General features: G+C 47.8%; 12 protein-coding genes. All 12 read right to left on the reverse strand.

Annotated features, from left to right (window positions below):
• Window positions 1–514 precede the first annotated feature (514 nt).
• Window positions 515–1,474, reverse strand: a complete 960-nt coding sequence (locus QZT18_RS21530) for an ABC transporter ATP-binding protein (RefSeq protein ID WP_294151376.1) — start codon at window positions 1,472–1,474, stop codon at window positions 515–517.
• A complete protein-coding gene (locus QZT18_RS21535) occupies window positions 1,467–2,468 on the reverse strand; it encodes an ABC transporter ATP-binding protein (protein ID WP_294151378.1) in 1,002 nt (333 codons plus the stop codon). Before QZT18_RS21535 ends, QZT18_RS21530 begins: the two co-directional genes overlap by 8 nt.
• 17 nt (window positions 2,469–2,485) lie before the next feature.
• Complete coding sequence (locus QZT18_RS21540; RefSeq protein WP_294151380.1) at window positions 2,486–3,388, reverse strand: ABC transporter permease; 903 nt, start codon at window positions 3,386–3,388, stop codon at window positions 2,486–2,488.
• Complete coding sequence (locus QZT18_RS21545; protein WP_294151382.1) at window positions 3,381–4,349, reverse strand: ABC transporter permease; 969 nt, start codon at window positions 4,347–4,349, stop codon at window positions 3,381–3,383. Before QZT18_RS21545 ends, QZT18_RS21540 begins: the two co-directional genes overlap by 8 nt.
• A gap of 41 nt (window positions 4,350–4,390) precedes the next feature.
• Window positions 4,391–6,334 (reverse strand): S9 family peptidase, encoded by a 1,944-nt coding sequence (locus QZT18_RS21550; RefSeq protein ID WP_294151383.1) that lies wholly within the window; start codon window positions 6,332–6,334, stop codon window positions 4,391–4,393.
• Between the two features lie 25 nt (window positions 6,335–6,359).
• On the reverse strand, window positions 6,360–7,874 hold the full coding sequence (locus tag QZT18_RS21555) for an ABC transporter substrate-binding protein (RefSeq protein WP_294151385.1): 1,515 nt from the start codon (window positions 7,872–7,874) through the stop codon (window positions 6,360–6,362).
• A gap of 565 nt (window positions 7,875–8,439) precedes the next feature.
• Window positions 8,440–9,666: a M20 family metallopeptidase gene (locus QZT18_RS21560; RefSeq protein WP_294151388.1), complete on the reverse strand. Its 1,227-nt coding sequence runs from the start codon at window positions 9,664–9,666 to the stop codon at window positions 8,440–8,442.
• A 126-nt stretch (window positions 9,667–9,792) separates the two neighbouring features.
• Window positions 9,793–11,199, reverse strand: a complete 1,407-nt coding sequence (locus QZT18_RS21565; RefSeq protein WP_294151390.1) for a YfcC family protein — start codon at window positions 11,197–11,199, stop codon at window positions 9,793–9,795.
• 115 nt (window positions 11,200–11,314) lie between these two features.
• Window positions 11,315–12,064, reverse strand: coding sequence for a gamma-glutamyl-gamma-aminobutyrate hydrolase family protein (locus QZT18_RS21570; protein ID WP_294151391.1), 750 nt, complete (start codon window positions 12,062–12,064; stop codon window positions 11,315–11,317).
• 222 nt (window positions 12,065–12,286) lie between these two features.
• On the reverse strand, window positions 12,287–13,528 hold the full coding sequence (locus tag QZT18_RS21575) for a MerR family transcriptional regulator (RefSeq protein ID WP_294151393.1): 1,242 nt from the start codon (window positions 13,526–13,528) through the stop codon (window positions 12,287–12,289).
• A gap of 11 nt (window positions 13,529–13,539) precedes the next feature.
• Window positions 13,540–14,439: a fumarylacetoacetate hydrolase family protein gene (locus QZT18_RS21580; protein WP_294151395.1), complete on the reverse strand. Its 900-nt coding sequence runs from the start codon at window positions 14,437–14,439 to the stop codon at window positions 13,540–13,542.
• A gap of 94 nt (window positions 14,440–14,533) precedes the next feature.
• The gene (trpS, locus tag QZT18_RS21585) at window positions 14,534–15,538 is read right to left on the reverse strand and encodes a tryptophan--tRNA ligase (protein WP_294151397.1); all 1,005 of its coding nucleotides are present in this window, start codon (window positions 15,536–15,538) and stop codon (window positions 14,534–14,536) included.
• Window positions 15,539–15,775 lie beyond the last annotated feature (237 nt).

Consider the following 15,775-nt stretch of genomic DNA (forward strand, 5'->3'; position numbering starts at 1 on the left):
TTGTAAGGCGTCCGGCCGTATGTCCATACCGGTTTGGACTTTGGGCGGAGGCCTGTTGGGTCAAATCCACGGTTTACCGCTGTGAAGATGACGGAGAGCAGGCTGCAGAATGGCGGGTACCCGTTGGTTACAAGTCACAGCTCTGTAAACTGTAACACTCTGTTTTACCGGCTCTGTTCTATATAGAAGCAAATGACGTGCCAAAAAGTAAATATCCGCTGAAAAAGGCGATATTTATATGATTCCATCATTTTTTTTGGTTTTTTTCAGAAATATGGAGCGATTATCTCATCATTCAGGGATTCTGTGGGTTCGTTCTATGGTGTTCAAACTGTTAGCACACAGTTAAAACACAGTTGATTCAGACAGATAAATAGAAAAGGGAAAAGAAAGTATGGTGTATTTCATGGCGCCGTAAAGGCGTCCACAAGGTTAAACCTTATGGACGCCTTTATCAGCAGCGGCAGCCTGTCTATAAAACAAACAGGAACCTGTTATGGCAAGTTTAATTTTTCTAATTTCCGTCACATACGCGAAAACATCTGACAAAATGACCTTCCCCAAGATCGGTAATCGGCGGATCTTCCCTGTGGCAGCGTTCGGTGGCATACCGGCAGCGCGCCGCAAAGCGGCAGCCAGGTTTCGGATCAATCGGGGAAGAAATCTCTCCTTCCAGAAGGATCCTCTCTTTCTTCGCCCCAATCTTTGGCACAGGAATTGCCAGAAGTAAAGCCTGCGTATACGGATGCATTGCAGAAGTGAACAAAACCTTACTCGGCGCTTTTTCTACCATCTGGCCAAGGTACATGACCAGAATATCATCCGAAACGTGTTTAACAACCGACATATCGTGGGTGATAAACATATAAGTATAATTAAAGTCTTTCTGCAATTTCTTAAGTAAATTTAATATCTGGGCCTGAATTGAAACATCAAGTGCCGAAACCGGCTCATCACACACAATAAACTCCGGATTTAAGGCAAGTGCCCTGGCAATCCCGATACGCTGCCTGCGGCCGCCGTCCATCTCATGGGGATAGGAATCTGCAAAACGTTCGGCCAGGCCCACAAGCTCCATCATTCCAAATATCTTTTCATCCCTCTCCGCCTTGGACTGAAAAAAATTATGAATGTAAAATGGTTCTGCTATATTCTCATAAATCGTATTACGTGGATCCAATGAAGAATAAGGATCCTGGAAAATCATCTGTATCCGGCGTCTGTAAGCCAGTTTTTCTTTCTTTTTAAGTTTTGTGATATCGCACCCGTCAAAGAACACCGAGCCCGCCGTAGGCTCAAGCAGCATGGACATCAGACGCCCCGCCGTGCTTTTTCCGCATCCCGATTCCCCTACAATCCCGATGGTTTTACCCTTCTCAATCGTAAAATCCAGACCATCCACAGCATGCAGCGTTCCTGAGGCGACTTTGAAATATTTTTTCAGGCCTTCTACCCTGATATATTCGTCACTCATATTTCTTTACCTCCTTCGCCGGAATGGCATTTTCATAGATCAGGCATCTGACATAATGGCCGTTCCCATGATCAATATACTTCGGTTTTCTGGAGGAACAGCATTGATCCGCATATTTACACCGTGGATGAAACTTACACCCCTCCGGAAGATTCATTGGATCCGGCATGAGTCCTTCAATAGGGGACAGATATTCCGCGTCGCTCGTAATGTCGGGAATTGATCCAAAAAGCCCGTTGGTATACGGATGCAGCGGATTTTCGAAAATCTGTTCCAGGCTTCCGTATTCAATGATTTCTCCTGCATACATGATAGCCACTGTGTCACAGATTTCCGCCACGATTCCCATATCATGAGTAATCATAATCATAGATGTATTATTTTTTTCCTTCAGTTCCGCCATCAGCTCCAACACCTGGGCCTGGATCGTAACGTCCAGTGCGGTAGTCGGCTCATCGGCAATCAGAAGTTTTGGGTTACAGGCAAGCGCTATGGCAATAACAACCCTCTGCTTCATTCCGCCGGAAAACTGATGCGGATACTCAAAGGCGCGTTCCGCCGGAATTCGCACGGTCTCAAGCATCTTAATTGCTTTTATCTTTGCTTCGTGTTTGCTGACCTGCTGATGCGCGGAGATTACTTCACTAATCTGATCCGCCACGGTATAGACCGGATTCAGGGAAGTCATCGGATCCTGGAATACCATGGATATTTCCTTTCCCCTTATCTTGAGATACTCTTCTTTGCTGATTTTCTGCAGATCCTTTCCTTCAAAAAAGATGCTGCCGCTTTCAATCTTGCCCGGAGGGCTGTCAATCAGATTCAGGATCGACAGAGCAAGCGTCGTTTTGCCTGCTCCTGTTTCCCCTACCAGCCCCAGCGTCTTTCCTTCCTCCAGAGAAAGGCTGACATCGTTGATGGCATTCACTACTCCATTATCCGTATAAAATTTCACGTTTAAATCTTTAATGTCTAATAATAATTTTTCGTCCATTTCGCGTACCTCGCCGTTTATCGCTTCATTCTCGGATCAAGAGCATCCCTGAGTCCATCTCCCATCAGCGTCAGCGCCGTTACCGTCAGCACTATCGCAATTCCCGGAAATACGGTAAGATGCCAGCAGTCACGGATAAATTCACGGCCGCCGGACAGCATCGTTCCCCACTCGGGCGACGGAGGCTGAATTCCAAGACCGATAAAGCTCATGGAGCTTATCAGTACAATGCCGGTTCCAACATACAGTACGAACTGAGAAATCAACGGGTTTATTGCATTGGGAATAATATGTTTAAGTATAATCCAGAAATCCGAACCTCCCAGACCTTTGGACGCCTCAATATATTCATTATTTTTTACCGTAAGAACCTGGGCTCTGATAAAACGGGTGTCACCCGGAACAAAGCTGAGCCCCAGGGCCAGTGTGAGGTTAAATGCGCTTGGCTTCATAATGCTCACCAGAGTAATCATAAGGAGCGTCGTCGGTATTGCCATGATTACGTCCAGTGTTCTCATGATGAGAGCGTCGGTCGTACCGCCGTAATAGGCGGCCAGAGATCCCAGAAAGAGGCTGATGACCATGGAAACCAAAACCGACACCACGCTAATGGTGATGGATGTTTTTCCTCCCCAAAGGAGTCTGGAAAGCAAGTCTCTCCCCAGCTCGTCGGTTCCTAAAAGGTGACCCGGCGCCGGAAACTGGCGTATCATCGAATAATCGGCTTTCAGAACGTCATTTTCATAGCTCAGATAGAGAGGTGCGGTAATACATATGGCCAATATGACTCCAAGCATGATCAAACCGACAACAGCAGATTTGTTGCGTCTGAACTTAACCCATGCATTATAGCCGGGGCTGTGCCTCTTTTTGCTTCTCCCGGTATCGGCGGCCTGTTTCGTGTCTGTATTTTTAAGCATTGTTCATCGCCTCCTTATGTGGTATTTTCTTCGGCTTCACATAAAGGGAACGGATTCTCGGATCCACCGCGGCGTATGCCAGGTCCGTAATCAGATTGGTGAGCGCTATCAGTATGGCGATAATGATAACTCCGCCCATGATAACCGGCATATCCTTCTGTCTGAGTGCTTCTACCAGCATTTTTCCCATTCCGTTAATACTGAACAACTGCTCAATTACAATCGAACCGCCAAAGCAGAACCCGACTGAAACTCCAATAGAAGTAATTGTCGGCATCAGGGCATTTTTAAGCGCATGTTTACGGATTACCACACGCTCATCGAGCCCCTTGGCCCGGGCTGTTTTGATATAGTCCTGCCGTATTACCTCAAGCATCGAAGCTCGCGTCAGTCTCGACCCGGAAGCCCATCCATAGGTGGATGCACAGATTACAGGCATAATCATATGCCTGATACTGTCGAACCCAGTGGACGGCAGCCATTTAAGCTTTACGGAAAAGAGCAGCATCAGCATCAGCCCCAGCCAGAACTCCGGCATAGAGGCCAGGATCAGCGTCACAATCCTCATTGTATTGTCAAAAACAGTATTTTGCTTTACCGCAAGCGCAATTCCAAGCGGTATCTGCACAATCACAATCAGCGCGATTCCGGTAAGTGAAAGTCTCAGCGTATTCGGCAGACGCAGCTTTACCATGTCCGAAATCTGCTGTTTTGATATGTAGGACTCTCCCAAATCCCCCCGAACCGCTTTTTTAACATAATTAATATACTGGACCGGATAGGGATCATTGAGCCCGCGTTCCTCCTTAAACTGGTATAACTGTTCCTGCGTTGCATTGACGCCCAGCGCCAGTCTCGCCGGATCCCCGGGGGCAAAACTGAGCATTGTAAATACTAAAATCGACACTCCGATTACTATCGGGATAATCTGTAAAAGCCGTTTCATTATATATCTCGTCATACTAATCGATACCTCCTTGCAGGTATGTATGAAGCCCCCGTCTAACCAGGTATATACCGGTCAAACCATTCCGCTGTTTCCTGCATAATTTTAAGCCTTGCCCACGGCCTGCCCGACCGGAACACGCAGTGCGTTTCTCCATTCAAAATTACGGTGCGTGAAGGAATCCCCTGTGTAATCAATGCCTGATACAGACTGAGTCCCTGATCGACAGGACACCTGTAGTCCTCTCCGCACTCGATGAACAAGGTCGGAGTCGAACAGCGGCCGGCATAGGCAAGCGGAGAAATCCTCCAGTGTTCACGAATATCTTCCCACGGATAGCTTCCCGCTATGGTCACGTCAAATCCAGGAAGATCATCCGTAGCATGGAGGCTTATCCAGTCTGCAATTCCAGACTGGGAAACTGCGGCTGCAAAGCGGCAGCTTCTCGTGATAATCCAGTTAGTCATAAAACCGCCGTAGGAAATTCCCGTGACACCCAATCTTTTTTCATCAACCGCCTTATATCGCTCCAGCACGGTATCCACAAACTTCATAATGTCTTCATAATCAATTGTGCCGTATCTCTTTCTCAGATTGCTGAACTCCGCCGTATCTCCTATGCTTCCATGAGGATTACAGTACATTACAAAATATCCGCCTGCTGCCCAGACCTGATGTGCAAAATTGAACCCTCCATAAAAACGAAGCTGTGGGCCACCGTGAATATTCAGGATTGCAGGATATTTTTTGCCCGGGTTATAATTGGCGGGAGGAACCACCCAGCCGTCAACCTCGCTGCCGTCACTGCTTGTAAAAACAAGATGCTCCGGTTTGGACAAATCAAATGTTCCGAGGCCTGATTCATGAAGCGCCGTAAGCTGGACCGCCTTGTCCGGATACAATTCATAAATTTCCGCTCCGCCCAGTTCCGGCAGCCCCGCGGCAAAGATGCGGCCGTCTGCAGAAATAATAAAATGCAGGATATCGATTCCTTCCGGTGAAATTCGTACTTCTTTATTCCCGTCCCGGCGATACAGACCTACTCCTCCTCTGTTTTGCATCGTATAATACAGACTGCCGTCTAATGCCAGGAATTCACGGCCGTTTCCTCTGGAAAAATCAGTTGAAGTCAGATTAAACGGTGTATATTGTGTCTTAAATCTGGCGTCCAGCTTTCTGTCACCGCCTTTTGCCGTATAGATGTATGAATTTACATCGTCGGGCAGAACATCGGTGACTGTAAAAATCCTATCACCCGACACGGCCAGAGCCGCGAACATACAATCACCCAGTGCGCTGAGCCGGAACTGTCTGTTTTCCCAGCAATATACGGAGTATTTCTGTTCCGTACTAATCTGATACTCCTCTCCCAGCACATATAACCTGCCTTCCCCAACGGCGTAATCATGTGTCTGAAAATCCGGCGGCGTAACAGGCACCAGGGAGCCGTCCCCGCGATTGTACTCATAAAGGCGGTTCCGCTTCTTATTTACGTACCCCTGCCCATCTATCCGATAGGGATATTCATCGCATACGATTACTTCACCCCTGAGATGGGCCTCGACAGCTCTCTGATCCCCGGCGGCTTTTAGCTTCTCAAGTTCCAGGTCCCAGACCGCGCTGATTACAAGACGCTCTCCCGCAAGAAGACCTGCCTGCGCATGGGGCAGGGGCAGACTAAATGCCTCCCCCGTCTCCCCGGATACGGGATCCGCCTCCCAAAACTTCGTACTCTGGGATGATACACCATCGTCCATCTCATCCCATGTATAAATCACCTTCCCATTCTGGTCAAAAAAACAGTTCCGGATTGAATCATGGCTGTCCAGGCAATGCAGCCTGCCGCTGCTCAGTTCATAAGCATAGAGAAATGAGTGGTATCTGTTTTCTGCAATACATGCACTTTCCAGGCAAAATGCCAAAATGTTTCCATCCGGCGATACACATAAATCAGAAATACTCTTAATTAAACCCATATTTTCGGCATGAATCAGTTTCATACTCGTCCTCCCATACTCTGCCCGATTACCGGCTCAATTTTCTTAAAACGGGTCTGCCGTTGTTCTGCAGTTCAACTCCTTTTATGTCTTTGTCCGCAACAAAGTACATCTTAGGTGAGAATGTCGGGATAAACGGCACCTGATCCCATGCGATCTCCTGCAGTTCTTTGGCTGCGTCCAGGCCGACCTGAGGATTTGTTGCCGAACCTGCGGCAATGTGATACAGTTCATCGCACCGCTCATCCGTGAAGAAGGTTCCGTTATAGTCTCCCTGAGAACCGGAATATAACATCGCCATATAATTCATGAGAAACGGAGGAATCGACCAGTCATCGGAAATCACTTCAAATTCACCCTTGTACATCTTATCAAGATATGCGCCGAATTCCATGGTTGTAATCTCCATGTCTATGCCGATTTGTTTAAGCTCCAACTGGTATGCCTCATAAGCCTGTCTTGTCTTCTCACCGGCATATGTAATAAGTTCAATCTTAAGCGGATTATTCTGTGTATAACCTTCTCCCTCCAGGAGTTCACGAGCTTTCTCTAAATCGTAATGAATTGCGTTGGGAGCCGAATAGTAGAATTCCGCCTGTCTCGGAACAAAGCTGTCCGATACGGTCATCAGTTTATTCAGGGCTAAAAAGCCTTCCCGATTATATGCATATGCCATAGCTTTTCTGAGGTTCAGATTGTCAAACGGCGGTTTGGAAACATTCATCCATACCTGATATAAGGTAATCGTTTCTCCTTCATAAACAGTAACCGCCTGATTTTCTGAAGCTCGGTCGTAATCAGCGATAGAGATTGCAGTGGCATCCACATCTCCCGACTCCAGGGCAATATAGGCAGCGGAATCTTCTTCCATACAGAGGAATGTATATTCATCCATATAACATTTCTCAAAAGGATAATCCTCCCATGCTTCCAGAACTATTTTCGATCCGGGAACATATTCTTTTAACTTATATGGTCCTGTGCCGACCGGCTTATTGGCCCAGTCGTCTCCGGCAGATTCGCAGTAAGATTTGTCATACAGATAAACGCTTGTAAGAGCGGCAACCGTATCTACGAACGGAGTTTCAAGATGAATAATCACCTTATTATCCCCCTCGGCCTCCATGCTCTTAATGCTTCCAAAAGCATGTCCGCCCAACGAGTGTTCCCTGTTCTGTTCGATGGAATAAATGATATCCTCCGGCAGCGCTTTTTCCCCATTCTGGAACATGTAACCCTCTCCCATGGTCAGCACTACGGTAAGATCATCCGGTGTCTCCCACTCCTTCACTACGCCTGGAAGCGGAGCTCCGGTCTCCGGATCCGGTTCTAATACCAGGTCATAGAGAAGTTTTGAAATCTCCTCGCAGTCGATGGTTCCCGCCGAATAACAGTCCAGTGTGTTGGGAATGGAAACCAGCCTGATCGTAATCGACTTACTGTCTCCTGCTGCCTGGTTCTGGACTGGGGCAGTGGCTTCCGGCTTCGAGCAGCCCCCAAGCACCAACATAGCCGCCAAAGCAATACTAAGCAATCTTTTCATCTCTCTTCCTCCTTTAAATTCTCTTTTTCATAATATAATTTACTGCGGAACATCAATGTCGGCTCCACATAAAATCACGCTGTTTATGTCGATAATATAATCACGTTTGTTTTATACTCATGATTATATTCTCTCTAGTATGTTTTGTCAACCTATCATGTTTTATTATTATCGTAAAAATACATTATTATCTGTTAAATTTTCATTATTATAGCCAGTTGCTCATTATACTCCTTAATATGCCGTACCAGGCATTTTCCAGACGGCATTACACTGTGCGTTCCTGTGTGGATATATTGCAGCGGTCCGCGGGGTATTTTTTTTATCATATATCGGCCCGGCGCGCAAGTGTACATCCTGCCCGGAGGGCTTTTTATAACATAGAAGCGCTTTCTAGGATATAAAAAATGACCATGAGACCTGGCTCATGATCACTTTTATGAATAATATTTCTTTATAAACATAGCATTCACGCTATTGTTTACAGCGGCAAAAAGTGTTTATGCTTTTCTTTCCCGTCTTCATGAAACATACGGAGAAATCAGCGAATCTGATTACAGGCCGCCTACAGCATTACTATTGGCTCACCACTCCTCTGCAAAGCTTCCGTACAGTTAATATGCATTGCCATCCCATAAATCAAAGTATCGAGGGAAACGCGGAAGGACGGATTATGCAGATCGGCAAATTCCTTCCTGCCCGGCTCCGTGCATCCCAGAAAAGCGATGGCTCCGGGAGCTTCCTTAAAATAGAGGCCCACATCCTCGCCCCCGGTCTGCGGCTCCGGATCGGTTATCACATGCTCTGCCCCAAGATGACGGGCGGCCGTCTCTGCCACCACTTTTGCCACACCGCTGTCATTAACGGTAGGAGTATATCCCACTTCCCTCTCATAATATCCGGTACAGCGGTATGCCTCCGGTATCGCTTTCACCAGTTGTTCCAGACGGCTGCTTATATGTTCCCTCACCTCGTCACTGTATGTCCGGAATGTACCCGTTATCTCAACTTCACCCGGTGTCGCATTCCACGCCGAGGATATGGTATTGACTGTTCCCACACTGAGGACAGCCGCCTCAAACGGGCTGATTTCCCGTGGAATTACCGTATTGACAGCCGCCAGCAGTCCGGCCAGGGGAGGAATTACATCCGCCGCCTTATGGGGAGCGCCTCCATGACCCCCCTTTCCTGTAATCCGGATCCTGAATAAATCCGTTGCCGCCATGGCCTCTCTTTGAAATACCTTAATTGTTCCGACCGGAAGGCTGGGATCCACATGGAGTGCAAAACAGTAATCCACATCCTCCAGATACCCCTCCCGTATGATATAGTATGCGCCTCCACACATTTCTCCAAGAGGGGGCACAGAAGGATCGTTGTCCTCCTCCGCCGGCTGGAAAATCAAACGCAGGTTTCCCTTCAGTTTTTCGGGGTGGAGAGAAAAATAACGCGCCGTCCCCAGCAGCATGGACACATGGGCATCATGGCCGCATGCATGCATTTTCCCCGGCGTCTTTGAAGCATATGCAAGCCCGGTCGCCTCCGTCAGGGGCAGGGCATCCATATCCGCGCGCAGCGCCACCGTTTTTCCCGGTTTGGCGCTGTAAATCGTCCCAATCACTCCGGTCCGCGCGGCACCGGTAACCGTCTCGATTCCCCATTCCCGCAGTTTGTCCGCAATCAAAGCCGACGTCCTCACCTCGTTCAGCCCCAGCTCCGGCATCTGGTGCAGTGTCTTATACAGTTCAATAATTTCCTTTTCTATTTCCCTCAATTCGTTTAACTCAACCATATATTGTTCCTCTCCTCAACAAATTGTGCTGCTTCCCCATAAAGGCATTCCATTCTTTTATCTTCCGGCGGCAGAGGTCAGCCGTTTTGCTGCTGCACAGTGGCCGCTCCGCCTGGAAATAGATAATCAGAACGGGCCATAGCCGCTTACTACCGCATAGCAGATTGCCAGGGCGCCCACCGCAAAAATCTTCAGCATCATGGGGGCGTAGAATTTCAGCCACTTGTCATAGGGTACTTTTCCAAATGCCAGACCGATAAATAAGAGTCCCAGCGTCGGCGTAACCAGATTGGTGATTCCGTCTCCCAACTGGTATCCCAGCACGGCGGTCTGCTGCGTAAAACCAAGCAGTTCCGCGACCGGAAACAGAATCGGCATAATTGCCACCGCCTTGCCGGAGCCGGACGGTATCAGTATATTAATCAAGCTGATCACAATCAGCATTCCAATGGCGGAAGCCAGTACCGGCAGGTTTGCCAGCGGTGTGGATATGCCGTAAATAATCGTATCGAGGATGTTGGCCCTGCTGATAATGGACTGGACTCCCGCCGCCACACCGATGATCATTGCGCCTCCGGAAATCTCAGCCACTCCTTTCAGGAAGGTATCGCAGATTTCATCAATGTTCATCCTGCTCACAACTCCGGCTACAATTCCGATAATCAGAAATACCGCACTCATTTCATTGAGCCACCAGTCGGTTGTCAGCGCCATGTATGTGAAAAAGACCATACCGCCGACTAAGGTTCCAAGGATAACGCCATGCTGCCATGTGAATTTTTCCTTGTTCAGTGTCTCGATGTCAAATGTCAAATCGGAAACATCCACTCCCTTCATCAGGCTTTTTTCCGGATCTTTTTTAATTTTTTTGGCATAGCTGAGCACATGCCACAGGCCGATTGCAACCAGTATCACAAAGAGAATAAGACGCAGCCCGATACCGGAGTAAAGCGGAAGTCCGGCCAATGCCTGTGGGATTCCCACATTGCTCTGGTTGGTTGGACCGGCAATAAAACCCGTCATGCAGCCTATCAGTGCAACGCCGACCCCCACCATGGAATCGTATCCCAGGGCAACCGAGATTGCCACCGCAATCGGAAAGAAGGGGATCGCCGCCTCCCCAAACCCCATAAATCCGCCCAGCACGGCAAAAATCAAAAACAGGAACACCAGCACCAAATCCCCGCTTTTTTTATTCAGCCTGGATATGGCCTTGGAAATACCAATATGTAATGAACCGGATTTTGTGACAACCTCCATCCCGCCGCCAATCATCAGAGTACATACAACCATCCCGACCGCTGAAATAATCCCCTCCGGAATTGCCAGAAATATGTCAAAAACAGATGCTGGCGTGCTCTCTATCTGGTGATAAGAGCCCGGTATCACCTCCATGCGCCCCGTAATCCCCTCCACACGCTCGTACGCTCCGGCCGGTATCACATAAGTCAGCACAGCCATAATAACGATAATAAAAAATAACAGTGCAAATGAATTCGGCATCTTAAATGTTTTCTTATTCTCAATTTCCATACTACTACCTCCTGATTCCTTCTCACCCCAAAAACATGTTATATGTATCTTTCCTTTTTACTCTCCTGCCTGGCGTCATTGCGTATGCGGCGGCTGCCGCCCTCCCCTATCGGTCTCACTCCCTCTTGCAGGCGGATATAAAAGCATCAAATAATTTCTTCTGCAGATCATCATCATACATCATTTCCGGATGCCACTGTACTGCCAAAAAAAACCTTTTTTCCGGAAATTCTAATGCTTCCGTCACTCCGTCTTCTGTTGAAACAGCAGCCACAGTCCATCCCTGCGCCGGTTCTTTTGCCGCGGAATGGTGGTATGAGTTAACCCTCATCCCATCCACTCCGTATATTTGACGGAGCCTCGTTCCTTTTGCCAGATTCACCCCATGAACCGGCGTATTCATCGGAGACTCGTCCAGTGAATGGCGCTCAAAACCTGCTTTTTCAAGATCCTGGTGCATCGTTCCCCCGGCCATCGCATTTATCACCTGGAGCCCGCGGCATATCCCCAAAACCGGTATGTCTTTTTCGGAAAAGAGATAAGACGCAATTGCGATATCCTGTTCATCCCGTTCCGGTATGATCTCTCCATTCTCTTTCGGCTCCTCGCCGTAGCGGACGGGCGAAACATCATTTCCCCCTGATATAACGATCCCGTCCAGCTCTTCAATCAGTTCCGCGGCCGTGTCAAAATTTTCGTATACCGGCAGCATCACTGGAATTCCTCCCGCCCTCTCAATTGCATTAATGTAATTATCCGCGAGAAACTGCCATTTCTGCTTCTTCACCCCCATTTCCGTTATGATTCCGATCTTGTCCCTGTTTTCATAATTGCAGGTAATCCCGATCAACGGTTTTCTGCCCATAAGTCTTCTCCTCTCTATATATTCAGAAAAGTTCTCATTCCATGTATTCTTTTCTTACTTCTCACTTTAATGCATCAGGTTAACCCCATGTCAATCCGTTATTTTGATTGAAACGCAAAAAAAACGCGGGGTTACCCCCGCGATGATCCGATATTTTATTGAATTGTAACGATTTTGTGGTGTGCACCCCGGCTGAGCAAATACCTGCCTGCACGGTATAAACTATGTGTTGTTACGTTTTGCCGTAAAGCAGTGCATATGCAGGGCATCACCGTTCACATGGCACTGGTACCGGTACTTTTGATAGGTCTCCGTCATAATTCCTGTCTCTGTTTCCTCGAAAGAAAATCCCACTTTCCCATACCCTTCCCGTACGGCATATCCGCTAAAGGCATCCGGAGAACATTCCGGGTAGCACAGGGGTACACGGGCAATGGATTTTGAATTTGCATCATAGCTCATGTATGCGCCGAACGCACAGAGGGAGGGCGAAAAATAGGAATCGGCCATCTCAATCAGCGTCCTGGGGTGGTACAGAAGGAATTCATCTTCCCCGAAAAAATCGATAAAATAATCGATGCACCCTTTCTTTAATGGATATTGGACGGAAGCATCCGCAATAAACAATATGTCAAGCTCAAGCCCCAGCCGTTCCGTCCGCTGTTTAAACAGGTTGATTGTCTCTTCAAACTTGTCAATCATCACATAGATACAGTCATTCTTTAAATGCGGAAAATTCCGGTATAGAAACACGTAGCCGTCCAGGTTGGTTTCAAGTACCACCTTGTCCTTCAAGTCCTCGTTCTTCAGCCGGGAACACACATAATCATAGCTTTTCTGCAAATATGTAACGAAATTCCTGCTGACATTGTCATAATGGCCGCCATAGCTGAAATCGGGATGATCGTATTCTCCCTGATAATGATTGCCCGTAAGAACCACTCCGTCGTGAATTTTCACCTGATATCCGCAGTCGCATTGAAGGATTCCCTCATACACATATTTACTTGTAAGCTGTGCCTGGTTCAGGGAGAGACTGCCTCCGCACTCCGGGCATGCCAGAAGAGACAATGCCTTTAACGGCACTCCCAGCCTTTTCTTTTCCAGACAAATCTGCTGATCCAAGTTATGAATATTTTCATCAATCAGACGGATAGAGGTGTTTAACGAATCAATCTGTTCATAAAGACTGGCCTTCTTCTTTTCCAGCATATCGTAATAATCGTGGACGGCATCCTTTTCCGTCAGATGGGAAGTCCGTGTAATCGCCATCATGAACTTGATTTCACGGATATTAAACCCCAGCGTCTTACACTTTTTGATATAGTCAAGATCGTTTAAATCCCGCTGTGAAAAACTCATATGGCCGTCCGTTATATCCGGAATCAGAAGGCCCTCCTCAACATAATAACGGATGGTATCTTTTGATATCTCACCGCGGGTGGAAAACTCTCCGATTTTCATGGGACTCCTTTCTACTCAATCGTATTCGTCAGGCTCCCAATCTTCTCAATCCTGCATTCCACAGAATCGCCCTTTTTCAGATACTTCGGCGGTTTAAACCCAACGCCAGCTCCGGCCGGCGTACCCGTTGAGATAATCGTTCCCGCCCTCAGCGTCATTCCTTTCGAAAGCTCGCTGATGATATGTGCGATGCCAAATATCAGATCGCCCGTGCTGGCGTCCTGCCTGATCTCGCCGTTTACTCTGGAACTGATTCCGAGCTTTGGCGGGAATTCAAACTCATTCGCCGTAACAATCCATGGCCCCATCGGTGTAAATCCGTCCAGACTCTTACCAAAATACCACTGTCCATGGCGATCCTGCATATTTCTCGCGCTGACATCGTTTAGAATTGTATAACCGAAGATATATTCTCCTGCCTTTTCCTCGGGCACGTCTTTTGCGTCTTTTCCAATGATGACGGCCAGCTCCGCTTCGTAATCCAGACCGTCCACCAATCCCGGATAGGAAGGAATTATTTCCCTGTCACCCGAAGCACGGTTTACTCTTTTGCCGAAATAGACGGCATATTCCTGTTCTTCCGAATACGCCCCTTTGAGGAAGTCGCTGCTCTCCTTCAGATGATCGATATAATTGACCCCCAGACATATGATGTCCTGATCCGGATCCGGGATCGGAGCCAGGAGTTTCACATCCTCCAGAGGAGTGGCCCCTCTAATCTCCGCCTCATAGGGCTGCTTGCCGGCAATATGCTCCGCCAGCTGGATCTCCGACTCACTGATCTCCCGGATCAATTCTTTCATGTCGCGATACTCCATCCCTATGGATTCCACAGGGTAAATCCACTGATCATCATTACTCAGAATTCCCAGTCTCTCCCTGTCATCTATCTGATACGTCAAAACCCTCATCTCATTTCCTCCGTTTACAAAAATGCATTTCCAAAAAGCTGCCGCCTCATCCTGTTAAATGGAAGAGGCCGGCAGCTTCGCCTTTGAAACCAACTTATCTGATTCGTTCCGGGAAGCCTACTTTTTTCTGTACTTTCCGAAGTGTCTTATTGCAGAAATACTGGGCTTTCTCGGCATTGCCCTTAATTACACCGTCAATATAATCTTTATTGCCCGTAAGATCGGCGAACCGGTCCTGAAGCGGTTTCAGAACGGATACAACGGATTCTCCCACCGCAAGCTTGAAATCGCCGTAACCTTTTCCGTCAAATTCCTTCTCTGTCTCCGCGGCGGTTTTCCCTGTGCATGCACAGTAGATATCAATCAGGTTTTTGATTCCCGGCTGTTCGTCGCAGTAGCGCACACAGGCCTCGGAATCGGTTACCGCACGTTTGAATTTCCTGATAATGGTATCGGGGTCATCCATCAGATAGATGCTTCCGTTCGGGTTCTCATCCGATTTGGACATCTTTTTCGACGGCTCCTGAAGACTCATGATCTTGGCTCCGGCTTTTCCGATATATGCCTCGGGCACGGTAAATACGTCGCCGTAAATGTTGTTAAAACGGATTGCAATATCTCTTGTCAGTTCCAGATGCTGCATCTGGTCGATTCCCACGGGAACCACGTCCGCCTGGTATAACAGGATATCCGCCGCCATCAGCACCGGATAAGTGAAAAGACCGGCATTGATATTGTCCGCATGTTTGGCAGACTTATCCTTAAACTGGGTCATACGGCTCAGCTCACCCATATAGGTGAAGCAATTCAGAATCCATGCCAGCTCCGCATGTCCCGTCACATGGGACTGATAATAGATGCAGTTTTTCTCCGGATCGAGTCCGGCCGCAATATAAAGTGTCAGAAGTGTTCTGGCTCTTTTCCTGAGTTCAGCCGGATCCTGGCGCACCGTGATGGAGTGCATATCCACTACACTGAAGAATGTCTGGTAGTCGTCGCTGATATTGACCCAGTTCTTAAGCGCTCCCAGATAATTGCCAAGTGTCAGGTTTCCTGTCGCCTGCATGCCGCTGAATAATGTCTTCTTGCCGTCTAACATATAATCTATCTCCTTTTACTGAAATTTCTAATGATTTTGATGCAATTTATTTTGTATTGTGTTTTCTGTACTGAGCATCTTATTTTCTGAAAATACCTTCTCATTATAATACAGATGCCATTTCCTTGCAAGCCAGGGATTTGATTTTCCGTTTGTTTACGTAACTGTTCAGCCATAAAATAGGGATTTAGTTGAGGAATGAGAACGCCGCCGGGACGGTCGGGGTTCGGGATGGTG

This window comes from uncultured Clostridium sp. (assembly GCF_900547735.1).
GTDB lineage: Bacteria > Bacillota > Clostridia > Lachnospirales > Lachnospiraceae > Otoolea.